The organism is Stenotrophomonas maltophilia R551-3, assembly GCF_000020665.1.
GTDB lineage: Bacteria > Pseudomonadota > Gammaproteobacteria > Xanthomonadales > Xanthomonadaceae > Stenotrophomonas > Stenotrophomonas maltophilia_L.
In genome coordinates this window covers 687,291-711,546 of the sequence record NC_011071.1, presented here as the reverse complement: position 1 = coordinate 711,546, position 24,256 = coordinate 687,291, and the positions used below count along the sequence as shown (strand labels likewise).

Below are 24,256 nucleotides of genomic sequence, written 5' to 3'. Positions count from 1 at the left end.
CTCAGCGCACCTTCAACGTGGCCAGGCCGATCAGCACGAGCACGACGGAGATGATCCAGAAGCGCACGATCACGCGCGGCTCGGGCCAGCCCTTCAGTTCGAAGTGGTGATGGATCGGCGCCATGCGGAACACGCGCTTGCCGGTCAGCTTGAACGAGGCGACCTGGATCATCACCGACAGCGTTTCGATGACGAACACGCCGCCCATGATCACCAGCACCAGCTCCTGGCGGGTGATCACCGCGATCGTGCCCAGCACCGCACCCAGCGCCAGTGCGCCGATGTCGCCCATGAACACCATCGCCGGATAGGTGTTGAACCACAGGAAGCCCAGGCCTGCGCCAGCGATGGCCGCGCAGATGATGACCAGCTCACCGGCGCCCGGGATCTGCGGGATCTGCAGGTAGTTGGCGAACACCACGTTGCCCGAGGCATAGGCGAACACGCCCAGCGCGCAGGCCACCAGCACCGTCGGCATGATCGCCAGGCCGTCCAGGCCGTCGGTCAGGTTCACCGCGTTGGAGAAGCCGACGATCCAGAAGTAGGCGATGGTCACGAAGCCGATGCCGGCCAGCGGCAGCGCCACCGACTTGAACATCGGGATATAGAAGGTCAGCGCCGCCGGCACATCGGCCGTATAGAACAGGAACAGACCAGCGGCCAGGCCGAAGATCGACTGCAGCAGGTACTTCCAGCGCGACTTCAGGCCGTTCGGGTCGCGGCGGACGATCTTGATCCAGTCGTCGTACCAGCCGATGGCGCCGAAGCACAGCATGACCGCCAGCACCAGCCACACGTAGCGGTTACGCAGGTCGGCCCACATCAGCACCGACAGGGTGATGGTGAGCAGGATCAGCGAACCGCCCATGGTCGGCGTACCGGCCTTGGAGAAATGGGTCTGCGGACCGTCCTTGCGGATCGGCTGGCCGCCCTTGAACTGGGCAAGCTTGCGGATCATCGCCGGGCCGAGCCACAGCGACAGGAACAGGGCCGTCAACGCGGCAAGGATGGCGCGGAACGTCTGGTAGTTGAACAGCCCGAACAGGCTCTCCAACTGCTGCAACCATCGAGCCAGTTCATACAACATGCGGGGATTCCTCTCCTTGCGCCAGCAGCGCTTTGACAATCGTGTCCATGGCGCTGCCACGGGAACCCTTGACCAGGCAGCGCACGCCAGCGTGCAGCTCGTCCTTCAGCGCCTGCGACAGCGCGTCATGGGTGGCGAAATGACGGCCGCCTTCGCCGAAGGCGGTGGCGGCAGCGGCGCTGAGCGGACCCAGCGCATACAGGCGCTTCAGGCCAGCCGCGCGGGCGCGCAGGCCGGCCTGCGCATGCAGCGCTTCGGCATCCGGGCCCAGCTCGCGCATGTCGCCAAGCACCAGCCAGCCTTCTTCCGGAGCCGCCGCCAGGGCATCGATGGCCGCAGCCAGCGAACCCGGGTTGGCGTTGTAGCTGTCGTCCACCAGCACCGCACCGTTGTGCAGCTGATGCGCGATCTGACGGCCCGGCACCGGCTGCGCATCGGCCAGGCCGGCTGCGACCAGCGCCAGCTCGATACCGGCGGCCAGTGCCAGGCTGGCCGCGGCCAGCGCGTTGCTGACGTTGTGGCGGCCCGGCAGACCCAGCACCACGCGGGCTTCGCCCATCGGCGACACCAGGGTGAACTGGCTGCCCTGCGCACCGGCGCGGATATCACGCGCGGTGACATCGGCGGTGTGCTCCAGCCCATAGCGCAGTACGCGGCAGCGCGCCGGGGTGCCGACGAAATGCTGTTCGAACCAGCGGCCGTAGGCATCGTCGACGTTGATCACGGCTACACCATCGGCGGGCAGCGCGGCATAGATCGCGCCCTTGGTGACGGCGACGCCGAGCAGGCTGCCCATCCGCTCCAGGTGTGCCGGGGCGATGTTGTTGACCAGCGCATAACGCGGGCGGGCGATATCGGTCAGGTAGGCGATGTCACCCGGCTTGCCCGCGCCCATCTCGTAGACAGCGTAGTCGGCATCTTCCGGGGCATCGATCACCGCCAGCGGCAGGCCGATCTCGTTGTTGCGGTTGCCCGGGTTGGCGTAGACCACCTTGTGCGCATGACGGGCCACCTGCTGCAGGATCGACAGCAGCAGGCTCTTCACGCTGGTCTTGCCGTTGCTGCCGGTGATCGCGAACACCTCGGTATCACGGTCACGCTGCATGCCGGTGGCGATCTTCGCCAGCGCCAGTTCGCTGTCGGCCACCAGCACCTGCGGCAGTTCGATCGGCAGCAGGCGCTCGACCAGCAGCGCGCTGGCACCGCGCGCCTGCGCGTCGGCGGCAAAGTCATGGCCATCGAAACGCTCGCCGCGCAGCGCCACATACAGGCTGCCCGGGCCGAGATTGCGGGTGTCATTGCTGACCGCATCGATGGCGACGTCATCGCCGTGGATCTCGCCGCCGGCCCAGTGTGCGATCAGCGAAAGCAGGGTGCGCTTCATGCGATGCCCTCCCCGGCCTGGGCCGCCAGCACACCGGCCTTGGCCGCCAGTGCAGCCGCAGCCACTTCGGTGTCATCGAAGTCATGGCGCACGCCATTCACTTCCTGGTACGGCTCGTGGCCCTTGCCGGCAATCAGGATGATGTCGCCTGCATTGGCGCGCTTCACCGCCAGGCCGATCGCACGCGCGCGGCTGCGCTGCACGGTCACGGCGGAGGCATCGGTAAATCCGGCCAGGATGTCGGCCACGATCACGTCGCCATCTTCGCCACGCGGATTGTCGTCGGTAACGATGACCTGGTTGGCCAGGCGCTCGGCGATCGCGGCCATCTGCGGGCGCTTGCCGGTATCACGCTCGCCACCGCAGCCGAACACGCAGAACAGCGTGCCCTGCAGGTGGCCATGCAGGCTGTCCAGCGCCTGTTCCAGTGCGTCCGGGGTGTGGGCGTAATCCACCACCACGGTCGGCAGGCCATCCTCGCCACCGAGGCGGTTCATGCGGCCGCGGATCGGCTGCAGCGCCGACAGCACCTCGGCAATGCGCGCCAGCGGCTGGCCCTGCGCATGCAGGGTACCGGCCACGGCCAGCAGGTTGTCCACATTGAAGCGGCCCAGCAAAGGCGACTGCACCGCCGCGCGCTGGCCGTCGATGGCCAGTTCGAAGGCAATGCCACGGCCGTCCAGTTGCAGCGCCTCGGCGCGCACGATGGCATCGGTGGCACCGCGCGAGCTCAGGCCGATCGGCTGCACGCCCGCCGGCAGGCCGGCGAACAGCTGGCGACCGAATGCGTCGTCAAGATTGATCACAGCGGCCTTCAGGCCCGGACGATGGAACAACCGCGCCTTGGCCGCGCCGTAGCTGGCCATGTCGCCGTGGTAGTCCAGGTGATCGCGGGTGAGGTTGGTGAACACCGCCACGTCGTAGTGCACCGCATCCACGCGGCCCTGGTCCAGCGCATGCGAGCTGACTTCCATCGCCACCGCGCGCGCGCCGGCGTCACGCAGCTGCGCCAGCAGCGCATGCATCTGCAGCACCAGCGGCGTGGTGAAACCGGTCGGTTCAACCGCACCATAAAGTCCGGCGCCCAACGTGCCGATACTGCCACTGGGCGTTCCGAGCAGGTGCCAGGCCTGGGCCAGCAGCTGCACGGTGGAGGTCTTGCCGTTGGTGCCGGTCACGCCGACCATCGCCATCGCCCGCGACGGTGCGCCATGGAACTGGTCGGCCATCGCACCCATGCGCGCGCGCAGGCCCGGCACGGCGATTGCATCAACCGGTGCCGGCAGCTCGGCCGGTGCCGGCGGTTCGAACAGGATGGCGCCGGCGCCCGCCGCACGGGCCTGCTCGACAAAGCCCAGGCCATGCGCGCCGAAACCGGCGATGGCGACGAAGGCATTGCCGGGGCGCACGGCGCGGCTGTCCAGCACCAGGCCGGTCAGAACGGGGTCGTGCCCTGCAAGAGCAACGTCCGGAAGCAACTGCGAAAGCAACATCGAAGGACTCATTGCGTGCCTCCCGTAGCGGGCGGCGTCTGGGCATGCGCGCTGGGCAGCGCAGCATCGAATTCAGCGGCGGCATCGACCGGCAGCGCGGCCTCGGCCGGTGGCGCCGGCAGGATCGAGGCCGAATGGCCGACCTTGCCGGACTGCTGTGCGGCCAGCCACGACTGCAGGTCGTCCAGCGGCACGTCCATCAGGCGCAGGGTGCCTTCCATCACGTTGTGGTAGACCGGCGCCGATACCAGGCCACCGTAGAACTTGCCGGCCTGCGGGTCGTTGATGACGATGACGGTGGCAAAACGCGGGTTGGTGGCCGGCACCACGCCGGCAAACAGCGCGTTGTAGTGGCCGCGCTCGTAACCGCCAGGACCGGTCTTGCGCGCGGTACCGGTCTTGCCGGCCACGCGGTAGCCCAGCACCGCTGCCTGCTTGGCACCACCCTGGGTGACCACCGTTTCCATCATCGCCACAACCTGCCTGGCGACGCTCTCATCGATGATCTGATGCGCCTCGTTGCGCTGGCCTTTGACGAAGGTCGGCGCGATCAGCTTGCCGCCGTTGGCCAACGCCGAATAGGCGGTGGCGATCTGCAGCGGCGTCACGTTCAGGCCATAGCCGTAGGACATGGTGGTCTTGGTGGCACCGTCCCAGTTCGCAGGGCGTCGCACCACACCACCGGATTCACCCGGGAAACCGCTGTGCGGCACCGAGCCGTAGCCGAAGCGGCGCACGCCGTCGTAGAACACCTGGTCCGGCATCTTCGCCGCCACCTTGGCCGCACCGATGTTGGAACTGCGGGTGATCACACCGGTCACGTTCAGCACGCCGTTGTTGCGCGGCACGTCGCGGATGGTGAAGCGGGCCACCTGCATGTAGCCCGGATTGGTGTCGATGACGGTGTCCTTGGTCACCGCACCGGCCTGCAGCGCGGTGGCGATGGTCAGCGGCTTCATCGTCGAACCCGGCTCGACCAGGTCGGTCACCGCGCGGTTGCGGCGGGTATCCGGGGCCGCGCCACCCACCGAATTCGGGTTGTAGGTCGGCAGGTTGACCATGGCCAGGATCTCGCCGGTGGTCACGTCCATGATCACCATCGAACCGCCGGCCGCCTTGTTGGCCACCAGCGCGTTGCGCAGTTCCTTGAACGCCAGGTACTGGATGCGGCGGTCGATGCTGAGGGTCAGGTCCTTGCCCGGTTCGGCGGCGCGCAGCAGATCGCTCTCGACGGTCTCGCCCTTGCGGTTGCGGATCACCCGCTTGGCGCCGGCCTTGCCACGCAGCCATTCGTCGAATGCCAACTCCAGGCCTTCCTGGCCGCGGTCGTCGATGTTGGTGAAACCCAGCACGTGCGCCATCGCCTCACCCTGCGGGTAGAAGCGACGGAACTCGCGCTGCGCGGCCACGCCTGGAATCTTCAGCGCGACCACCTTCTCTGCCTCGTCCGGATTGATCCGGCGACGCAGGTACATGAATTCCTTGTCCGACTTCTGCGACAGGCGGCTGCTCAGCTCGTCCACCGACATGCCGACTGCCTGGGCCAGCTCAGGGATGCGCTCGGGCGAACGCAGCAGGTCCTGCGGATTGACCCAGATCGAGGCGACCGGGGTCGATACCGCCAACGGCTCGCCGTTGCGGTCGGTGATCATGCCGCGCGAGGTCTTGATCGGCAGCTCGCGCAGGTAGCGGGCCTCGCCCTGGCGCTGGTAGAAATCGCTGTTGATGATCTGCACGTAGGCCGCACGGCCCACCAGCGACACCGAACACAGGCCGAGCGCCAACGCCACCCAGCGCAGGCGCTGGCGCAGGTTGAAGGCGTTGCGCGGGCGGTTGCGGCCGGTCTTGCTCATGGGCGCACCACCACGATGTCGGCGGCCTCGGGGAACTTCATGCCGAGCTTCTCGCGGGCGATGCGATCCACACGGTTGGCTTCGGCCAGCGTTGCCTGTTCCAGCTGCAGACGACCGAATTCCAGATTGATGTCATCGCGCTTGCGCTCGGCGCGCGACAGCTCGATGAACGTCTGCCGGTGACGGTGACGCACGAACACGACGCCGATCGCCGAGGCCACGGTCGAGGCCAACAGGATGATCAGCAGCAGCCGGCTCATGCATCGGCCTCCCGCTTCTGGGCCACGCGCAGCACGGCGCTGCGGGCACGCGGGTTGGCCGCCAGTTCTTCGTCGGTGGCCTTGATGGCACCGCCGATCAGATCCAGCGTCGGTACGAACACCTCCGCCTCGGGCAGGCGGCGGTTGGCCGGCGGCGCCTTGGCCAGGCGGTTCATGTACTGCTTGACGATGCGGTCTTCCAGCGAGTGGAAGCTGATGATCGCCAGGCGGCCGCCGGGCTTGAGCCGTTCCACGGCCGCATCAAGCCCGGCTTCCAGGTCGGCCAGCTCGCGGTTGATGTGGATGCGGATGGCCTGGAAGCTGCGCGTGGCCGGGTGGATCTTGTCTTTTCCGCGCGGCATCACCGAGGCGATCAACTCGGCCAGTTCGGCGGTACGGGAGAACGGCTGCTTCTCGCGGCGGGCGACGATGGCACGGGCGATACGGCGGCTCTGGCGCTCTTCGCCGTAGGTCCACAGCACGTCGGCAATCTCGCGGTCTTCGACGCGGTTGATCCACTGCGCTGCACTTTCACCGCTGTCCGGGTCCATGCGCATGTCCAGCGGGCCGTCCTTGCCGAAGCTGAAGCCACGTTCGGCCACGTCCAGCTGCGGCGACGACACGCCCAGGTCGAACAGCACGCCGTCCAGGCCTTCGGCCGTCGCATCCCACTGCAGCAGCTGTGCGAAGCTGCCACGGAAGATGGACACGCGCGGGTCCGGCGCGAAATCGCGCTCGGCAACGGCGATGGCTTCCGGATCCTTGTCCATGACCAGCAGGCGCCCCTCGGGACCGAGCTGGGTGAGCACGCCACGTGCATGACCGCCACGACCGAACGTGCCATCCAGATAACGTCCGTTTTCGATCACCCTCAGGCCTTCAAGGACCTGGGTGTACAGGACCGGCAGATGCACCGCCGGCGACTGCGACACCGGAAGGTGACCGGCCTGCGCTTCTGGGCGCATCCGGGCACCCCGGCTCACAACTTCAGGTCGAGCAACCCATCACCCAGATCCTCGTCAGACAACGTCTGCTGGATCAGGGCCCGATGCGCCTGCTCGCTCCACAATTCGAACTTGTCGCCCATACCGAGCAATACCGCCTTCTTCTCAATGCCCACCGCACCGCGGTGGCTGGCGGGGATGCTGATGCGACCGTTGCCGTCCAGCTCGAGATGGGCGGCCGAACCGACCAGCTTCTGCTGCAACAGGCGCACGACGCGCTGGGTGTTGGGCTTGGACATCACATCGTCGCGGACCCGCTCCCATTCCGACTCTGCGTACAGCCACAGGCAGCCGGCTTCGAACGGGTTGTAGGTCAGCACGAGACGGTTGTTGCTGGCGCGCGCGACGAGGTCGCGGTAAGCGGTGGGAACCGCCATGCGCCCTTTATCGTCAACTGTGATGGCCGTCTCGCCCTGGAACACGACGCGTGCACCTATCCTTCGCCCGGTGAAACATTGAACCACGAAAACCCACAAAACACCCGGATTTCCCTCTGATGCCCACCTTAGCAGCGGGCCGAAGGTTGTCAACAACTTTTCAGCGGGGAAATCGCCAGCCGCATCAATGGCTTGCAACAACCTTTAGAGAATTGTTCAAGGCTTATCCACAAGTTGCTGATCCGTCTCATTTTTTGAGATTGAACGGAAGTTCAGGGCTGTGGACGGCGCGTGAAACATCGGCCGCGCATTCATCCAAAACGGGTCGGAAGCGGCGCCAGACTGCGCAAACCGTGCACAATGAGGCCATGTGCCTGCTCGCTCTCGGCTGGATGCACCACCCGCGCTGGCGGCTGGTGATGACCGGCAACCGTGATGAGTTCCACGCCCGTCCCACGGCGGCGCTGGCCGCCTGGCAAGATGAGACCTCCGTCATCGGCGGACGCGACCTGCGCTCCGGCGGCGGCTGGGCCGGCGTCGGCGCCTCGGGCCGGATGGCGGTGGTCACCAATGTGCGTGATCCGCTGGCCGCCCAGACCGGTCCTTCACGGGGCGCGCTGGTGGCCGACTTCCTGCGCGGCCGCGACCCGGCCGCCGTGCATATCGACCGATTGGGAACGGTGGCCGGCGCCTACGCGCCGTTCAACCTGTTGCTGGCCGACGGCCACAGCCTGGAGTTCCTGGGCAACCACCCCGCCGAGCGGCAGAGCCTGGGCCCGGGCGTGCATGGCATGTCCAACGGTGCGCTGGACGCGCCCTGGCCGAAGACCCGGCGGCTGATGGCCGCGCTGTCGGCGTGGCTGCAGTCCGGCGACGACGAGCTGGCCCCGCTCTGGGCCGCGCTGGCCGACGAACACCGCCCTGCCGACAGCGACCTGCCCGACACCGGCATCGGCCTGGAACGCGAGCGCTGGCTGAGCCCGGCCTTCATCCGCGGCGACGACTACGGCACCCGTGCCAGCACCGTACTGCTGATCGACGCCGACGGCCATGGCGAGATCCACGAGCGCCGCTTCGGCCCACAGGGCGCAGCCAACGGACAGAGTCACGTCATTTTCTGACCGGGTCGTGCCGGCCGCTGGCGGGAATTCCTTTCCAGCAGGGTAGTGCCGGCCGCTGGCCGGCAACCTCTGGATCTTTGGATGCGCCATGAAGCTGCCGGCCGGCGGCCGGCACTACCGGGCATCGCGTTGTCGCGATCCACGCGACGGCAGTCGTCATCGCAACGGGCTCGAAACGTCATTCAGCTTCCAACCGCGACCGCGATCCGCCCACGCCACAGGGGCTCCGGCGTCGCAGTCCGCCCACTGTGCCCTTTTCGCAATCGGCACTGTGTCTATAAATGTCGCCCCTGACCTCCCAGGGTGGTGGCGCCCGGCACCCCGCCGCGCGATCGACCGCAACCCCCATGGAGGCCCCATGCGCCGCATCCTCATCCTGATCGTCACCCACCTGCTCACCCTCGGCCTTGGCTTCGGCTTGGGCGTGTACTTCCTGCCGATCCTGATTGCCCCCGATGACCCGCCGGTCGCACAGGTGCAGGCCGCCATGACTGATGCCCCCTACCGCACCACCTTTCGCCGCGACCTCAAGGGCAGCGATGCAGTGCATTGGGCGGAAGGCAAAGTCAGCGTCAGCCCGCGCCAGGTCGCCTTCGACGGCAAGATGGGGCCGGGCCCGGATTACAAGGTGTACCTGGTCCGCGACTTCGTCGACAACAAGGCCGACTTCCTGAAGATCAAGGCACAGGCCCGGCGCATCGGCGAGGTGAAGACCTTCAACCGCTTCCTGGTCGATGTACCCGATGACGTCAACGTGGACGACTACACCACGGTCGTGGTGTGGTGCGAGCGCTTCTCGCAGTTCATCTCCGCCGGGCAGTACCGCACGCCGGGTTGAGGAACACGCGGCGTCGAGGTAGTGCCGGCCGCTGGCCGGCACTCTGTCCGCCCTGCAGGCATCGTGACGCTGCCGACCAGCGGCCGGCACTACCGATGCGCGGTTCACGCATATGGAAGAAGGAGGCGGAGCCGGCCGATAAGCCGGGTTCTGTCGTGGACAGTCATTCCTCTAGGCGTTACGTCACCGCAACGCTCAAGCAACCTACCCGGATCCAACGCGGGCCGCGCCAAAGGATCCCTATTTGGTCTTGCTCCAGGTGGGGTTTGCCGTGCCGGTCTGTTGCCAGACTCGCGGTGCGCTCTTACCGCACCATTTCACCCTTACCGGCCTTCCGAAGAAGACGTAGGCGGTATCTTTCTGTTGCACTTTCCGTCGGCTTGCGCCGCCCAGGCGTTACCTGGCACCTTGCCCTATGGAGCCCGGACTTTCCTCGGCACCCCCGAAGGGATGACGCGACTGTCTGGCCGGCTCCGCCAGCGCGTATTCTAGCGTACATGGGCACTTCCTGCCCGTCGCGTTCTGGTAGCGCCGGGCCATGCCCGGCGGCTGTTCGATGCCGCGCTACGCGCTCGCCGGGCATGGCCCGGCGCTACCGATCAGGACCCGTACAATGCCTTGCGCGGTGCGCCGGTCAACTCGGCGGCCAGCTTGGCAGCGGTCGACGGCGGCAGGTGCTCGCTGAGCTTGGCGTAGACCTGGCGGCCATGGGCCAGCTGCGCTTCCTCGTCATCACCGGCGCCCTGCACCATCACCACGAACTCGCCCTTGCGCTGGTTGTCATCGGCCTCAACCTTGGCCAACAGACCGGCCAGGTCACCATCGAGCACGGTCTCGAACAGCTTGGTCAGCTCTCGGGCCAGCACCGCCGGGCGCTCGCCGCCGAAGATCGCCGCCATGTCAGCCAACGACTCGGTGATCCGGTGCGAGGATTCGTAGAAAACCATCGTGCGCACTTCACCGGCCAGCGCCTGCAGGCGGTCGCGGCGACCGCTGGCCTTGGCCGGCAGGAAGCCCTCGAAGCTGAAGCGGTCGCTGGGCAGGCCGGCCACGCTCAGCGCGGCGATGGCGGCGCAGGCGCCGGGAATCGGGCTGACCTTGATGCCTGCCGCACGCGCGGCACGCACCAGGCGGAAACCGGGATCGCTGACCAGCGGGGTGCCGGCATCGCTGACCAGTGCCAGCGATTCGCCGGCCTGCAGGCGCGAGACCAGGCGCTGGGCCAGGGCTTCCTCATTGTGTTCATGCAGGGCCACCAGCGGCTGCTGGATGCCGAAACGGGACAACAGCTGGCCGCTGCGACGAGTGTCTTCGGCACAGATGGCCGCCACCGAACGCAGCACCTCCTGCGCGCGCGGGCTCAGATCGGCCAGGTTGCCGATCGGGGTGGCGACGACGTACAGGGTTGGGACACTCATTTCAGCGGTACTCACGGGGCAAGGGTAGAATCGTAGCGTGTACCCGGCCAAGGCCGCTGCCCTCATCGCATGGACCCGATCATGAACAAGCCCGCCGCACGGATCTCCGCCCTGTCGTTGTCGCTGATGCTGCTGGCCGGCTGTGCCACCACCAGCCTGACCAGTGCACCCGAATCGCCGGCCCAGAGCCAGGCGCTGGCGCTGATCGAACAGGGCAAGCCGCGCGACGCCGCACTGCAGCTGGAAGGCCTGGCCGCCACCCTGCGCGGCGGTGCCCGCAGCAACGCGCTGGCCGACGCGGCCTGGGCCTGGCACCTGGCTGGCGACAGCGCGCGCGCGCGCAGCCTGCTGGGCCAGCTCACCGCCCGCCAGCTGTCCGGCGCCAGCCTGCAGCGTTACCAGTTGACCGGCGCCGAGCTGGCGCTGGCCGACAAGCAACCGGCGCAGGCACTGGCACTGCTGAAGGATCATGCCGACAGTGTTGCGGTCGGCCTGCGCACCCGCTGGCTGCTGGCCCGCGCCCAGGCCCTGCAGGGCACCGGCGATGCATTCGGCGCTGCCAACGAGCGTGCCCGCGCCCATGCCGGCCTGACCGGCAGCGCGCGCAGCGAGAACCAGGCTGCAATCTCCGGCCTGCTCGGCACCCTCGACGATGCCACCCTGCGCAGCCGTGCCGCCGCCCTGCCAGCCAATGACCCGCTGTACAACTTCGCAGGCCGCGCGCTGATCGCACGTGGCCTGCCGCTGCCGCGCCCGTTCGACCGCGACGGCGCAGCCCAGTTCGATACCAGCAAGCGCCCGCCGGCGATGAGCGACGGCTATCGCCCGCCGGCCAAGCTGGCGGTGCTGCTGCCGCTCAGTGGTCGCCTGGCCACCGCCGCGCAGCCGGTGCGCGATGGCCTGCTGAGCGCCTACTACGGTGAAAGCCGTCGCCGCCCGGACATCAATTTCTTCGACACCGCCGGCACCCCGGCCGGTGCCCTCGCTGCCTACGACAAGGCCGTCGCCTCCGGTGTCGACTTCGTGGTCGGTCCGCTGGGCCGCGACGAGGTGGACGCGGTGTATGGCCGCCAGCAGTTGCAGGTACCGGTGCTGGCGCTGAACCGCGGCAAGGATGCACCGCCGGCCGGCAGCGCTGGTTTCTCGCTGGCACCGGAAGACGACGGCATCGTCGCCGCCGAGTACCTGCGTGGCCGCGAACGCAACCGCGCGCTGGTGATCAGCAGCAATGACGACACCGGCCGTCGTTCCGCCGCTGCCTTCGCACAGCGTTTTGCCCAGCGCGGTGGCCAGGTCGTGGCTACCTTCAACGTCAGCGATGCCGTCGGTGATGTCGGCGCGCAGGTGCGCAATGCCGGCCAGGTCGACGCCGTGTTCCTTGCCGTGCGCGCGCCGCAGGCCCGCCTGCTGGCGCCGCAGCTGGCGCTGGCCGGCGCCGGTGGCGCCACCCGCGTCGGCACCTCGCAGTTGACGGTCGGCAGCGGCAAGGCGGAAGAAGACGTGGCGCTGGACGGCATCGTCTACCCGAACGAAGCCTGGAACGTGCGCAGCGTGTCCGGCCTGCCCTCGGCCAGCCAGGTGGCCAGCACCCTGCCGAGCGCACGCGGTGCGGCCGGCCGCCTGTTCGCCTTCGGTGCGGATGCCTGGAAGATCACCGCCTACCTGGACAAGCTGTCCAACGAAGGCGGCCTGGACGGTGCCACCGGCACCCTGTTCCTGGACAGCAACGGCAACATCCTGCGCCAGCCGGCATGGTCGACCTTCAATGGCGGCCGGCCGATGCCGATCGTCGGTGGTCGCTGAGCGCAGCCAACGTGGCTCGGCGGTGGAAGCCGCCGCCGAGCAGCATCTGCAACAGGCCGGGCTGCAGCCGCGTGCGCGCAACGTGCGTTATCGCGGCGGTGAACTGGACCTGGTGATGGACGATGCCGGCACCGTGGTGTTCGTGGAAGTGCGCTACCGCGCACGCTCCGATTTCGGTGGCGGCGCCGCTTCGGTGGATGCGCGCAAATGCCGGCGCCTGGCGCATGCCGCGCAGCTGTACCTGCAGGACAACCCGGCACTGGCCAATGCGCCCTGCCGTTTCGATGTGGTTGAAGCCAGTGGTGAACCGCCGCAGCTGCGGTGGCTGCGTGATGCATTCCGGCTGGATGACTGCTGATGGTTACCGTCCGCTCTGGTAGAGGCCGACCTTGGTCGGCGCTTCTGTGCCAACCAAGGTTGGCACCTGCCAGAGCGCAGCCTGGCCGGCACTACCACGGTGCGTGACTGATGCCTTCGATCATCACCCATGCCGCTGTGCCGTTGGCACTGTGGTGCGCCGCTGATCGTGGCCGCATCCCGCCGCGCCTGCTCGTGGCCGGCGTGATCGCAGCGATGCTGCCCGATGCCGATGTGCTGGCCTTTGCACTGCACATTCCCTATGCCGATGCGTTCGGACATCGCGGTGCCAGCCATTCGTTGCTGTTTGCCTGCGTGCTGGCGACATTGGCCGCAGTGTTGGCGTTCTTTGGTAGCAGCCGACCTTGGTCGGCGGTTCCGTGCCAACCAAGGTTGGCACCTACCTTGCAAGCAGCGACACTCGTCTTCGTCTGTGCCGCCAGCCATCCGCTGCTGGATGCGATGACCTCCGGTGGCCTCGGCGTTGCGCTGGCCTGGCCGTGGAGTGAACAACGCTTCTTCGCACCGTGGCGACCGATCCGCGTTTCACCGTTCGCGCCGCAGTTCTTCAGCGCGCGTGGCGTGGCCACCCTGCTCTCTGAACTGCGCTGGGTGTGGCTGCCGCTGGCCACAGCCGTCGTCGCCTGGAAACTGATCCAACCCGCTCCTGCTACCCCACGAGACCCGTCATGAGTCCTGTCCTGCCTGCTGCCCTGATTGCCGAACTGTCCGCCCTGCTGGGCGCGGAGGGCTGGCGCATGGATGACAGCGCGCTGGAGGCCAACGCGCAGGACAACTCATGGCGTCACCAGCGTCCCGCAGCGGTGGCGCTGCCGGCCGACATCGAACAGGTGCAGGCATTGGTGCGTGCCTGCCGCGCGCATGGCGTGGCGCTGGTCGCGCGCGGTGCCGGTACCGGCACTACCGGTGCCGCCGTCCCACAGCCGGGCAGCATCGTGCTGTCGTTCACCCGCATGAATCGCATCGTCGAGATCCGCGCCGGTGATCGTTGCGCGGTCGTGCAGCCGGGTGTGCTCAATGGCACCCTGCAGCAGGCGCTGGCCCCGCATGGCCTGTTCTGGGCACCGGACCCTTCCAGCGCCGAGATCTGCAGCATCGGCGGCAACCTCGCCTGCAACGCCGGTGGCCCACGCGCGGTGAAGTACGGCACCAGCCGCGACAACGTGCTGGGCCTGGTGGCAGTGACCGGCACCGGCGACGTGATCCGCTGCGGCGGCGCCTACACCAAGGACGCCACTGGCTACGACCTCACGCACCTGCTGGTGGGCAGCGAAGGCACGCTGGCATTGATCGTGGAAGCCACCCTGAAACTGACCCCGCTGCCGGTCAGCCAGGCTGGTCTGCGCGTGCTGTACCGCGATGCCGATGCCGCCGCTGCCGCAGTGTCGCGGTTGATGTCACAGCCTGTGGTACCGACCCGCCTCGAGTTCATGGACGCGCGCAGCCTGGAGCTGCTGCGCCTCAACGGCGCCGATGTTCCCCAGGCCGGTGCGATGCTGCTGGTCGAAGCCGATGGTGACCACGACACCCTGCCCTACCTGCTGCAGGCGCTGGCCAGCGCTGCGGAAGGCGACGGCATGATCGAGCTGGACGTGGCGATGGAAGGCCGCGCACGCGACCAGCTGTGGGCCGCACGCAAGGCGCTGTCGCCCGCACTGCGCAGCGTCGCGCCGGGCAAGATCAACGAAGACGTGGTGGTACCGGTGTCGCGCATTCCGGAACTGGTGGCCGGCGTGCAGGCACTGGCACGTGACTACGCACTCACCATCGTCACCTTCGGCCATGCCGGCAACGGCAACCTGCACGTCAACATCCTCTACCACCCGGATGATGCCGACGAGAACGCGCGCGCGCATGCAGCGCTGCCAAAGATCTTCGAGCTGACGCTGGCGTTGGGCGGCACGCTGTCGGGGGAACACGGCATTGGCCTGGCCAAGCGAGATTTCATGGCGAAGGCCTTCACCGCAGAAACGCTGGCGACGATGCGAGCGATCAAGGCCGCGCTGGACCCGGACGGCATCCTCAACCCCGGCAAGGTGCTGCCGCCGGTGTAGTGCCACTGCCAATGTGTTGACGACGACCCGCAGGAGCCCTCCCCTGCTGGAGGCGTCGCACTGTGCCCGCTACGGACCTTCACGCTGCCAGCCGTCAACTGAAGCTCCATCCGGTGTCCAGTGTGCTTTGCAACTTGTTGCATGGGAAAACTGCGCCTTTGCCAGGAACATATCGCCAACAGCACCACACAGCTCTGACCCACGCCCGCCGTGAGCGCCAGCTGCCTGGTCCAGCGAGCCTGCAGTGACAGCACCATCGGCATCTCTGTGAGCCGTTGGCAACCGCCGAACGGGTTGGGTCGAAGCAACAGCGCCCACGCCCTGCGAACAAGGATGCCGAGATGTACAAGCCTCTCTATCCCCATGTCATCACCACTCTTGGCGAAGCCGCTGCGCGCCTGCCACATGACCTCGCGCCGATCCTGGAGCAGGCCCTGGCCGCGGCCAACGATGCGCGGTCGCTGGCAACGGTCACGTGTGAGTCCTGCCTGCAGCAGCGTCGCGGCAGGCAGCCGCAGGCTGACTGAGTACTGGGTGTGCAGTTGCAGGCAGCTTAGCGACATTTGTAGAGCCGAGCCCATGCTCGGCTGCCCTTGAGCCACATCGCGATGAAAGCCGCGCTTCGCGCGTGAGCCGAGCGTAGGCTCGGCTCTGCAGCGTCGATGTCATCCAGCAACCGCGCACCGATACGGCAGCACCCGATCATGCCCGGCGGTTTCAGTCGCGTGGCAGCGCCGGGCCATGTCCGGCGTTCCGGATCAGGCGAAGTGCTGGTAACCGCCGTTGGCGGCTTCGCCATCCAAGTGCACGCCCTGCCCTTCGGCGATGCGGCCGATGCGGGTGAGCGGCACGTCCAGCGATTCGGCCAGGTAGTGCAGCGCGTCGCGCTGGTCGGCGGCGGCGGTGAAGCACAGTTCGTAGTCGTCGCCACCGCGCAGTGCGCAGTCGCGCGCATCGTCGCGGCCGAGCAGCTCACGCAGCGCGTGCGAGATCGGCAACGAGTCGGCATCCACATGCGCGGCCACGCTGCTGCGCGTGGCGATATGGCCCAGATCGGCCAGCAGGCCGTCGGACACATCCACCGCTGCATGCGCGAAGGCACGCAGGCGCAGGCCGAGGGTGACCCGCGGCGTCGGCCGCAGCAGGCGCAGGCGCAGGCTTTCGTAGTCGGCCAGCAACGTGGCGGTGGCGACGCTCAATGCGGCCTGCTGCCAGAGGCGCAGCGCACCGGCGGCATCGCCGAGTGTGCCGCTCACCCAGATGTCATCGCCAAGCTGCGCGCGGTCGCGACGCAGGGCCTGGCCACGACCGACCTGGCCCATCGCGGTCACCGACAACGACAGTGGGCCACGTGTGGTGTCGCCACCGATCAGCGCGATGTCGTGCTGGTCGGCCAGTGCGAAGAAGCCATCGGCGAACGCATCGATCCAGTCTTCAGACGCTTCCGGCAACGACAGCGCCAGCGTGCACCAGGCCGGGCGTGCACCCATCGCTGCGAGATCGGAGAGGTTGACCGCCAGCGTCTTCCAACCGATATCGAACGCAGGGGTCTCGACTGGGAAGTGCACCCCGCTGTTGAGCGTATCGGCGGTGACCACCAGTTGCTCATTGGCGCGCGGCTGCAGCAACGCAGCGTCGTCGCCGATGCCGAGCAGGATGTCGTCGCGCTCGAGGGTGCGGGCGCGGATGCGGTCGATGAGGGCGAATTCGGCCAGGGACATGGGGCGTTCCCGCTGTTGTACGTGCCGCGCAGGGCGCGGTGGGCGGTAGTGCCGGCCGCTGGCCGGCAACCTCAGGATCCCTGCAGCTGCCGGCCAACGGCCGGCACTACCGCAGGCGGGTCAGTGACCCGATTCGACCTTGCGCAATTCCACGGCGGCACGATCCAGCACGCCGTTGACGTAGGTATGGCCGTGTTCGGAACCAAAACGCTTGGCCGATTCGATGGCTTCGTTGATCACTACGCGGTACGGCACGTCCAGGCGGTAGCGCAGCTCATAACCGGCCAGGCGCAGCACGGCGCGTTCGATCGCATCCACTTCTTCAATGCCACGGTCCAGGTACGGGCCGAGGGCCTCGTCGATGTCGCGGCGGTTGTCGAGCACGCCATGCATCAGCGCTTCGAAGTACGCCAGATCGGCGATTTCGCGCGCCTGCTCGTGGGCGAACTGGGCGATCAGCGACTGTGCGTTGCCGCCGGAGATCTGCCAGGCGTAGATGGCCTGTACGGCACGACGGCGCGCGCGCGAGCGCAGCACCGGGTCGACGCCATCGCGGCGGACGGGCTTACCGGAGGGCTTGCCCTGGGTGTTCTTGTTCATGGCAGTTGCTCCAGCAGGTTGACCATTTCCAATGCGGCGAGTGCGACTTCCTCGCCCTTGTTGCCATGGCTGCCGCCTGCGCGGGCCTCGGCGTCTTCGGCGCGTTCAACCGCCAGCACGCCGTTCAGTACCGGCACGCCGAAGTCCAGCTGCACGCGCATCAGACCTTCGGCGCAGCGGTCGGCCACGTGTTCGTAGTGGCGGGTATCGCCACGGATCACGCAGCCCAGGGTGAGGATGGCGGCGTGCTCATGGGCGGCGGCCAGACGCGCGGCGACCAGCGGCAGTTCCCAGGCACCCGGTACGCGGATCACGTCGATGTTGGCTTCGGCAATGCCGTTGCCGGCCAGGCTCTGGCGTGCGCCAGCGACCAGCGTGTCGGTGATGCGGGCATTCCAGCGGCTGGCCAGGATGGCGAAGCGCGCCGATTCGGGAGTGCGAAGATCGCCTTCGTAGTGGCTCATATGCGGCTTGGGGGACTCGATAAGGGGGTAATTCTAGCGTGGATGGGCCCCGGCCGTGGTTGGCGGGGGCCTGCAGGGTGTGCCGACCAACGGTCGGCACCCACCTTTGGCGGAGGTGTGGTAGTGCCGGCCGCTGGCCAGCAATCCCGGGGATGCAGTTGCCGGCCAGCGGCCGGCACTACCCATTACAGGGTAACCGTCTCCACCACTTCCAGGCCGTACCCGGCCAGCCCGATCTGGCGACGCGGGGTGCCCAGTACCCGCAGCTTGCCCAAGCCCAGGTCGGACAGGATCTGCGCGCCGGCACCATTGCGGCGCCACTGGCTCACATCCTTGTCCTTGCCCGGTACCACCGGCGCCGGCTGCTGGCGCAGGCGGGCCAGCAGGGCCTCGCCGTCGCGCGGGGCCGACAGCACCACCATCACGCCCGCGCCCTCGGCATCGATGGCGCGCAGGGCATCGGTAGCAGCCACGCCGAAATCATCACGGCGCCAGTGCAGCAGGTCGGCCAGCGGGTTTTCCACCTGCACGCGGACCAGGGTCGGGGTGTCCGCATCCGGGGTGCCGCGCACCAGGGCGAAATGCACGTCGTGGGCGATGCGGTCGCGGTAGGTCACCAGCTTGAACGGGCCGAACTCGGTCTCGATCTCGCGCTCGTCCACGCGCTCGACGGTCTTTTCGGTGGCCAGGCGGTAGGCGATCAGGTCGGCGATGGAGCCCATCTTCAGGCCGTGCTCGCGGGCGAACACTTCCAGTTCCGGGCGGCGCGCCATGCTGCCATCCGGGTTCAGGATCTCCACAAGCACTCCGGCCGGTTCCAACCCGGCCAGCATGGCCATGTCCACGGCCGCCTCGGTGTGGCCGGCGCGGGTCAGCACGCCGCCCGGCTGGGCGATCAGCGGGAAGATGTGGCCCGGCTGGTGCAGGTCCGACGGCTTGGCATTGGGCTTCACCGCAGTACGGATGGTATGCGCGCGGTCATGCGCCGAGATGCCGGTGGTGACACCCTCGGCGGCCTCGATGCTGACCGTGAAATTGGTCTGGAACTGCGCGGTATTGGCCTGCACCATCGGCGCCAGGCCGAGATCGGCGGCGCGGGTACGGTTCAGCGGCAGGCACACCAGGCCACGGCCATGGGTGACCATGAAGTTGATGTCGCTGGCCTTGACCAGCTCGGCGGCCATGATCAGGTCGCCTTCGTTCTCGCGGTCTTCGTCATCGACGATGACGACCATGCGGCCCAGGCGGATGTCTTCCAGGATCTCCGGAATCGGGGCGAAATTCATGCTGCATCTCCATGCGGGTGCTGACCGTTGGCCGGCACACTGATCAGGCGCTCCACGTATCGGGCGACCAGGTCGATTTCAAGGTTGACCGCACTGCCCACGCCCGCGGCGGAGAAGGCGGTGTTGGCCACGGTGTGCGGGATCAGGGCGACTTCGAAGCCCTCATCATCCACTTCGTTGACGGTGAGGCTGACGCCGTCCACGCAGATCGAGCCCTTCTTGGCGATGTAGCGGCGCAGCGAGGCCGGCGCGGCGAAACGCCAACGCTGGGCACGCGCGTCTTCGTGGATGGACAGCACCTGGCCGAGACCGTCCACGTGGCCGCTGACCAGATGGCCGCCGAGGCGGTCGGTCGGGCGCATGGCGCGCTCCAGGTTGATGACCGCCCCTTCGGACAGCTGGCCGAGCGTGGTCAGGCCCAGGGTCTCGGTGGACGCATCGGCCTGGAAGCTGCTGGCGTCGAACGCAATGACGGTAAGGCAGACGCCGTTGATGGCGATGCTCTCGCCCATCTGCACGTTGTCGAACGGCAGGTTCCCGACGTTGAAGGTGAAGCGGACATCGCCGCCGATGGATTCGCGTGCGGCCAGACGGCCGACGCCTTCGATGATTCCAGTAAACAAGAAACGTTCTCCGCGAAAAGTGAGCGAAAAACGCCGCAAGGCAAACAGGCGGGCGCAGGGCCACAAAGGCCCTGTAGCACCGTCTTCTTTCATCCGGACTATACCGTCGGCTCCGGCATTGGACCGGATCTGCTGACCCCCGGCGGTAAGGCCGGAGCGCTCGCGGGCTCGTGCTTGCGCACCTACCGCCGGTGGGGAATCGCACCCCGCCCTGAAGACGTTTGTGTACCGGCGAACCGGCCGGCGTAGTGTACCAGCCCCCGCTGAACAGGGTGGATGACGGGGTCGGATCCCTTTCCGCAGGAAAGGGCTCTGACCCCCAATGGGTCCGTGGCAGCGCAGGGGGTCAGAGCCGTTCTCCTCTGGAAAACGGATCCGACCCCGGCCAAATCTGCCGCAGGCTGTGACGGCCGTCGCTCGCAATCTGTAAAAATTTCATTAACATGCGCACCGGACGACATGAGGTCGCCACGGGCCGCCCGCTGGGCAGGTCCGCCAATGGACTGAAATTCACAGGAATTCCCATGCGCAAGATCCTGATCGTGGCCGCTCTGCTGGCCGCCGCTCCGTTCACGGCTTCGGCTGACGCCCTGAGCTACACCTACGTCGAAGGCGGCTGGACGCAGGTCAAGGTTGACGACAACGCACTGGACGACCCGAAGGTTGACGGTGGCTACCTGCGTGGCTCGGTCGCCGTGGCCGAGCAGGTCTACGTGTTCGGTGGCTGGTCGCGCACCAGCAAGACCTACCACTACAGCGACGGTTCGCTGAAGGTTGAACTGAATCAGCCGGAGCTGGGCATCGGCTACCACATGCCGTGGACCGATCGCGTCGACTTCACCGCCGACATTGCCTGGGTGCGCCAGAACGCTGAACTGACCGATCGTTACGACGGCTACAGCGACCGCTACAAGGACCACACCAACCTGGCCCGCGCCACCATGGGCATCCGCGGCAAGCCGTCGCGCATGACCGAAGCCTGGGCCAAGGCCGGTTACATGGACGGCGGCAACAACTACAAGGGCACCTGGGTCGGCACCATCGGTGGCCAGATCAACTTCACCAAGACCTGGGGTCTGGTGGGCGAGATCTCCGGCTACCGCGACGTCACCCAGTACTCGGCCGGCATCCGCGCCAGCTTCTGATCCAACGATCGCTCCTCGTCGTGCGATCGAACGGGCCCCGCAAGGGGCCCGTTTTTTTGGCCGACATACACGACCTCGTGACCCCATCGCGCCATCGAAAGCCCACGCAGATGCGCTAGGCTTGCGCGCCTCTGGAACAGGAAAACACCGTCATGAAGACCCCCACCCGTACTCTGCTGGCCAGCATGCTGCTGTGCGCGCCGCTGATCGCCACGGCCGCCCCGGCCACGCTGTCGCCCGAACAGGCGTTCGACCTGTATGCACGCACCCTGCTGGAAGACGACGCGGCCGCCACGCGCACGCTCAACGACGCACTGAAACCGGCATTCGAAGGCCAGGACGCTGTGACCCCGAACCCGGGTGCGCTGGCCAAGGCATTGGCCGAACCCTGGCAGACCGTACTGGCCAGCACCGGCGCCAAGGTCGACGCTGCAGCCACCGAAGCGCTGTATGCCAAAGCGCTGCGTGATTCGAAGTGCCGCGCGACCAAGAGCGTAATCGAAGACAACGATTACGTTGAAGACCAGAAGCTGGCGCGGATCACCTACAGCTGCCAGCTGCCCGACCTGGGCAAGGTGCGCCCGCTGTTCGCTGCCAGCCTTGCATCCGACGCCAGCCCGGCCTCGCGCAAGCAGTTCACCGATGCCTACACCCAAGCGCTGCAGAGTGGCGCGCGCGTGCCGGTCAGCGGCACCTTCACCCTGTACCCGGCCAAGGACAACGGCTACTGGTACAGCGGTAACTTCGATGATCTGGTGGGCACCGTGACCGGCGCGCTGGCACCGTTCGAGGACTGGATGCAGGACGCGCAGGCGGCCAACGCGCCGAAGGTGACCGGCGTACCGGGCTGCGACCTGCTGCTGCAGCAGCATCGTGCCTGCGTGGCGAAGATCGCACCGGACCAGATCAGCGGTGTGGACGCCATGGCCGAGGAACTGAAGGCCAAGGCCCAGGTGCAGTCGGCCGATGAGATGACGCAGGAGTGCAAGGCACTGCGCCCGATCGCCGAGATGATGTGGACCGACGAGTGCGCGTAAGCCACGTGTAGAGCCGAGCCCACGCTCGGCTCGTGGTCACGGATGACGACTGCATCCGCACTTTCAGAACCATTGCATGGCCCTGTGCGACCTGCATGGTCAATGCTGTTGCCCTCTTCCATCGGGGCAACCGCATGAAACACCGCACGACGTCGACCATGGTCATGCTGATGGCGCTGCTGGCGTTGACGGCGTGCGGGCAAGCCAAAGTACCCAAGTCCAGGATTACGACCTTCTCGGTCATCCCAGCGGTTGCCTTCGAGTCAACCCTGCTGAGCGACAGGCAGCTGGATGCGTGGATGAGCGAAGACGACGACTGCCACGCGTTCCTGATGTATCACGATCAGTGCGCAGTGCTGGTATTGCCGCATGAGTACGACGACGGTTTTACCCGTCACCAGCTGCGATTGAAGGCGAAGAACCTGCCGGGCGAGGTACTGGGCGCGTACTGCCGCAACCTGCATGCGCTGTGGAAGCAGCAGTGGAAGGGCCAGTGCCCCATCGGCGAAGAAGACGACGAGGATGCCTGACGACAAGGGCGTCGCCCCTGCTTCGCGTCATTCCCTTACGGGCGCAGCAGCAGCCTGATGTCCTCACCGACCTGACGCTGGTCAACCACACGCAGGCGACGCTGCTGGTCCATGGCATCGATACCGAGACCGGCCAGCAGCGGACGACCGTTATCGCCCAGCAGCGTGGGCGCCTGATACAGCAGCAGTTCGTCCACCCAGCCGCCGCGCAGCAAGGCACCGGCCAGCGTCGCACCGGCTTCGGTATGCACCTCGTTGATGCCGCGTTCGGCCAGCAGTGCCAGCACCGCGCCAAGATCGAGACGGCCGTCAGCACTGGGCACGCTGGCAAATTCTGCGTCGGCCGCATCCGGTGCGCTCACTGCAGCAGCGTGCAGATACAGCGTCGGTGCCCCGCCCTCGCGCACACGGCTGCATTCGAGCGAACGCAGGCGCGAATCCAGCACCACGCGCAGTGGTGGCATCACCTCGGTATCGGCCAGGCGCACGGTCAGCATCGGATCATCAGCCAGCACCGTGTCGGCGCCGGTGAGGATCGCACCCGCACGCGCGCGCCAGTGCTGCACGTCTTCGCGCGCGGCCGGCCCGGTGATCCACTTGGAGCTGCCATCGGCCATCGCGGTACGGCCATCGAGGCTGGCGGCCAGCTTCACCCGCAACCACGGTCGGTTGCGCTCCACGCGCGACAGGAAGCCCTTGTTGAGCTCACGCGCCTGCGCCGCCATCAGCCCTTCGGCGACCTCGATGCCGGCATTGCGCAGCAGATCGAAGCCACCACCATCGACCTTCGGGAACGGATCGCGCATCGCGGCAACGACGCGCGACACGCCCGCTTCGATCAGGGCCAGCGCACACGGCGGCGTACGACCGTAGTGTGCGCAGGGTTCCAGCGTGACGTAGGCGGTGGCACCACGAGCCTCGCTGCCGGCCTCGCGCAGCGCGAACACTTCGGCGTGCGGTCCACCGGCGCGCTGGTGCCAGCCCTGCCCGACCACACGTTCGCCGTGGGCGATCACGCAGCCGACCATCGGGTTGGGGCGGGTGGTGTAGGCGGCACGCTCGGCCAGACGCAGTGCGTTGGCCATGTGCAGGTGGTCAAGGACGGAGAACGGGTTGGTCATGCGGCCATGGTAACGCCGCCGGTGTGGATGCACGCCATCAGTGCCAACCAACGGTTGGCACCCACCAAGGCAGAGGCGGTCAGCCCTTCTTCTTCTTGGTCAGGGCAATCACATCGCCCAGCAGCTGCAGCTGTTCGGTACTGGAGGGCAGATCGCGCTCCAGCTTCTCGATCTCCTCGCGGAAATCGGCCACGTCCTCGAAGCTGCGGTACACCGAGGCAAAGCGCACATAGCCGACATGATCCAGCTTGCGCAGTTCGTTCATGACGAACTCGCCGACCTTGATCGAGGGTACTTCGCGCTCGCCGCTGATGCGCAGCTGGTGGACCACCGCACGCACCGCCGCTTCGATCTTGTCTTCGGCCACGGCACGCTTCTGCAGCGCGCGGTCGAAGCCAGCGCGGACCTTGCGCTGGTCGAACGCCTCGCGGGTGCCATCGCTCTTGACGATGGCCGGCAGCTTCAGCTCCACCGTCTCCATGGTGCTGAAGCGCTCGCCACAGGCTTCGCATTCACGCCGACGACGGATCGTCGCGCCGTCTTCGGAGACGCGCGAGTCGATGACCCGGGTATCGGCATGTTGGCAGAAGGGGCAATGCATGGAACGCCTGGCTCAGGGAGTACCTATTGCCACGGTCATGGCAGCGTCGCAAAGGTAC

General features: G+C 67.2%; 25 protein-coding genes, 1 other RNA gene and 1 riboswitch. Of the genes, 10 read left to right on the top strand and 16 right to left on the bottom strand.

Annotated elements, in window-relative coordinates; translation table 11 throughout:
- Position 1: 1 nt before the first annotated feature.
- The 7 genes from mraY to mraZ are packed head-to-tail and all read right to left on the bottom strand — an operon-like array spanning position 2 to position 7,503.
- Positions 2 to 1,087 carry a phospho-N-acetylmuramoyl-pentapeptide-transferase gene (gene mraY, locus SMAL_RS03060; RefSeq protein ID WP_004143659.1) on the bottom strand — a complete coding sequence of 362 codons (1,086 nt, stop codon included), beginning with the start codon at positions 1,085 to 1,087 and terminating at the stop codon, positions 2 to 4.
- On the bottom strand, positions 1,077 to 2,471 hold the full coding sequence (locus SMAL_RS03055; RefSeq protein WP_004143653.1) for a UDP-N-acetylmuramoyl-tripeptide--D-alanyl-D-alanine ligase: 1,395 nt from the start codon (positions 2,469 to 2,471) through the stop codon (positions 1,077 to 1,079). The genes mraY and SMAL_RS03055 overlap by 11 nt, the downstream gene beginning before the upstream one ends.
- Positions 2,468 to 3,976 (bottom strand): UDP-N-acetylmuramoyl-L-alanyl-D-glutamate--2,6-diaminopimelate ligase, encoded by a 1,509-nt coding sequence (locus tag SMAL_RS03050; RefSeq protein WP_012510047.1) that lies wholly within the window; start codon positions 3,974 to 3,976, stop codon positions 2,468 to 2,470. Before SMAL_RS03050 ends, SMAL_RS03055 begins: the two co-directional genes overlap by 4 nt.
- Positions 3,973 to 5,817 (bottom strand): peptidoglycan D,D-transpeptidase FtsI family protein, encoded by a 1,845-nt coding sequence (locus SMAL_RS03045; protein WP_004143647.1) that lies wholly within the window; start codon positions 5,815 to 5,817, stop codon positions 3,973 to 3,975. Before SMAL_RS03045 ends, SMAL_RS03050 begins: the two co-directional genes overlap by 4 nt.
- Positions 5,814 to 6,077, bottom strand: a complete 264-nt coding sequence (gene ftsL / locus SMAL_RS03040) for a cell division protein FtsL (protein WP_005412242.1) — start codon at positions 6,075 to 6,077, stop codon at positions 5,814 to 5,816. The genes SMAL_RS03045 and ftsL overlap by 4 nt, the downstream gene beginning before the upstream one ends.
- Positions 6,074 to 7,042, bottom strand: coding sequence for a 16S rRNA (cytosine(1402)-N(4))-methyltransferase RsmH (gene rsmH / locus SMAL_RS03035; protein WP_012510046.1), 969 nt, complete (start codon positions 7,040 to 7,042; stop codon positions 6,074 to 6,076). Before rsmH ends, ftsL begins: the two co-directional genes overlap by 4 nt.
- 14 nt (positions 7,043 to 7,056) lie before the next feature.
- Positions 7,057 to 7,503 carry a division/cell wall cluster transcriptional repressor MraZ gene (gene mraZ / locus SMAL_RS03030; protein ID WP_004143635.1) on the bottom strand — a complete coding sequence of 149 codons (447 nt, stop codon included), beginning with the start codon at positions 7,501 to 7,503 and terminating at the stop codon, positions 7,057 to 7,059.
- 323 nt (positions 7,504 to 7,826) lie between these two features.
- On the opposite strand from mraZ, the gene SMAL_RS03025 reads away from it, so the two are divergent.
- Together SMAL_RS03025 and SMAL_RS03020 are read left to right on the top strand one after the other, a co-directional pair.
- Entirely contained in the window at positions 7,827 to 8,579 is a 753-nt protein-coding gene (locus SMAL_RS03025) for an NRDE family protein (protein WP_012510045.1), read from the top strand.
- Positions 8,580 to 8,937: 358 nt separating this feature from the next.
- Positions 8,938 to 9,417: a DM13 domain-containing protein gene (locus SMAL_RS03020; RefSeq protein ID WP_012510044.1), complete on the top strand. Its 480-nt coding sequence runs from the start codon at positions 8,938 to 8,940 to the stop codon at positions 9,415 to 9,417.
- Between the two features lie 123 nt (positions 9,418 to 9,540).
- Here SMAL_RS03020 and rnpB read toward each other — a convergent pair.
- Both rnpB and rsmI read right to left on the bottom strand, forming a co-directional pair.
- Positions 9,541 to 9,892, bottom strand: an RNA gene (gene rnpB / locus SMAL_RS20645) — RNase P RNA component class A.
- 124 nt (positions 9,893 to 10,016) lie between these two features.
- Positions 10,017 to 10,835, bottom strand: a complete 819-nt coding sequence (gene rsmI, locus SMAL_RS03015; RefSeq protein ID WP_012510043.1) for a 16S rRNA (cytidine(1402)-2'-O)-methyltransferase — start codon at positions 10,833 to 10,835, stop codon at positions 10,017 to 10,019.
- 81 nt (positions 10,836 to 10,916) lie between these two features.
- On the opposite strand from rsmI, the gene SMAL_RS03010 reads away from it, so the two are divergent.
- The 5 genes from SMAL_RS03010 to SMAL_RS02990 all read left to right on the top strand — a co-directional run bounded on the left by SMAL_RS03010 (position 10,917) and on the right by SMAL_RS02990 (position 15,597).
- On the top strand, positions 10,917 to 12,638 hold the full coding sequence (locus tag SMAL_RS03010; RefSeq protein WP_012510042.1) for a penicillin-binding protein activator: 1,722 nt from the start codon (positions 10,917 to 10,919) through the stop codon (positions 12,636 to 12,638).
- The gene (locus SMAL_RS03005; RefSeq protein ID WP_041864472.1) at positions 12,628 to 12,996 is read left to right on the top strand and encodes a YraN family protein; all 369 of its coding nucleotides are present in this window, start codon (positions 12,628 to 12,630) and stop codon (positions 12,994 to 12,996) included. The genes SMAL_RS03010 and SMAL_RS03005 overlap by 11 nt, the downstream gene beginning before the upstream one ends.
- Before the next feature lie 110 nt (positions 12,997 to 13,106).
- On the top strand, positions 13,107 to 13,688 hold the full coding sequence (locus SMAL_RS03000) for a metal-dependent hydrolase (RefSeq protein ID WP_012510040.1): 582 nt from the start codon (positions 13,107 to 13,109) through the stop codon (positions 13,686 to 13,688).
- Positions 13,685 to 15,070 (top strand): FAD-binding oxidoreductase, encoded by a 1,386-nt coding sequence (locus SMAL_RS02995; protein WP_012510039.1) that lies wholly within the window; start codon positions 13,685 to 13,687, stop codon positions 15,068 to 15,070. The genes SMAL_RS03000 and SMAL_RS02995 overlap by 4 nt, the downstream gene beginning before the upstream one ends.
- 341 nt (positions 15,071 to 15,411) lie before the next feature.
- Positions 15,412 to 15,597 (top strand): hypothetical protein, encoded by a 186-nt coding sequence (locus SMAL_RS02990; protein WP_012510038.1) that lies wholly within the window; start codon positions 15,412 to 15,414, stop codon positions 15,595 to 15,597.
- A 231-nt stretch (positions 15,598 to 15,828) separates the two neighbouring features.
- Here the strand turns inward: SMAL_RS02990 and thiL are convergent, their stop codons facing one another.
- The 5 genes from thiL to SMAL_RS02965 form a co-directional block, all read right to left on the bottom strand.
- Positions 15,829 to 16,791 carry a thiamine-phosphate kinase gene (gene thiL / locus SMAL_RS02985; RefSeq protein WP_004143456.1) on the bottom strand — a complete coding sequence of 321 codons (963 nt, stop codon included), beginning with the start codon at positions 16,789 to 16,791 and terminating at the stop codon, positions 15,829 to 15,831.
- 120 nt (positions 16,792 to 16,911) lie between these two features.
- A complete protein-coding gene (nusB, locus tag SMAL_RS02980; RefSeq protein ID WP_004143441.1) occupies positions 16,912 to 17,391 on the bottom strand; it encodes a transcription antitermination factor NusB in 480 nt (159 codons plus the stop codon).
- Positions 17,388 to 17,855, bottom strand: coding sequence for a 6,7-dimethyl-8-ribityllumazine synthase (gene ribH, locus SMAL_RS02975; protein ID WP_004143439.1), 468 nt, complete (start codon positions 17,853 to 17,855; stop codon positions 17,388 to 17,390). Before ribH ends, nusB begins: the two co-directional genes overlap by 4 nt.
- 185 nt (positions 17,856 to 18,040) lie before the next feature.
- The gene (gene ribB / locus SMAL_RS02970; RefSeq protein WP_004143417.1) at positions 18,041 to 19,141 is read right to left on the bottom strand and encodes a 3,4-dihydroxy-2-butanone-4-phosphate synthase; all 1,101 of its coding nucleotides are present in this window, start codon (positions 19,139 to 19,141) and stop codon (positions 18,041 to 18,043) included.
- Positions 19,138 to 19,764, bottom strand: a complete 627-nt coding sequence (locus tag SMAL_RS02965; protein ID WP_012510037.1) for a riboflavin synthase — start codon at positions 19,762 to 19,764, stop codon at positions 19,138 to 19,140. The genes ribB and SMAL_RS02965 overlap by 4 nt, the downstream gene beginning before the upstream one ends.
- Before the next feature lie 77 nt (positions 19,765 to 19,841).
- Positions 19,842 to 19,987, bottom strand: a riboswitch (FMN riboswitch).
- A gap of 301 nt (positions 19,988 to 20,288) precedes the next feature.
- On the opposite strand from SMAL_RS02965, the gene SMAL_RS02960 reads away from it, so the two are divergent.
- The 3 genes from SMAL_RS02960 to SMAL_RS02950 all read left to right on the top strand — a co-directional run bounded on the left by SMAL_RS02960 (position 20,289) and on the right by SMAL_RS02950 (position 22,476).
- Complete coding sequence (locus SMAL_RS02960; RefSeq protein WP_012510036.1) at positions 20,289 to 20,909, top strand: hypothetical protein; 621 nt, start codon at positions 20,289 to 20,291, stop codon at positions 20,907 to 20,909.
- 152 nt (positions 20,910 to 21,061) lie between these two features.
- Positions 21,062 to 21,946, top strand: coding sequence for a hypothetical protein (locus SMAL_RS02955; protein WP_004143360.1), 885 nt, complete (start codon positions 21,062 to 21,064; stop codon positions 21,944 to 21,946).
- A gap of 95 nt (positions 21,947 to 22,041) precedes the next feature.
- Positions 22,042 to 22,476, top strand: a complete 435-nt coding sequence (locus tag SMAL_RS02950) for a hypothetical protein (protein ID WP_232274006.1) — start codon at positions 22,042 to 22,044, stop codon at positions 22,474 to 22,476.
- Positions 22,477 to 22,511: 35 nt separating this feature from the next.
- Here the strand turns inward: SMAL_RS02950 and ribD are convergent, their stop codons facing one another.
- Together ribD and nrdR are read right to left on the bottom strand one after the other, a co-directional pair.
- Positions 22,512 to 23,597, bottom strand: a complete 1,086-nt coding sequence (gene ribD / locus SMAL_RS02945) for a bifunctional diaminohydroxyphosphoribosylaminopyrimidine deaminase/5-amino-6-(5-phosphoribosylamino)uracil reductase RibD (protein ID WP_012510034.1) — start codon at positions 23,595 to 23,597, stop codon at positions 22,512 to 22,514.
- A gap of 79 nt (positions 23,598 to 23,676) precedes the next feature.
- On the bottom strand, positions 23,677 to 24,198 hold the full coding sequence (gene nrdR, locus SMAL_RS02940; protein ID WP_004143350.1) for a transcriptional regulator NrdR: 522 nt from the start codon (positions 24,196 to 24,198) through the stop codon (positions 23,677 to 23,679).
- Between the last annotated feature and the right edge of the window lie 58 nt (positions 24,199 to 24,256).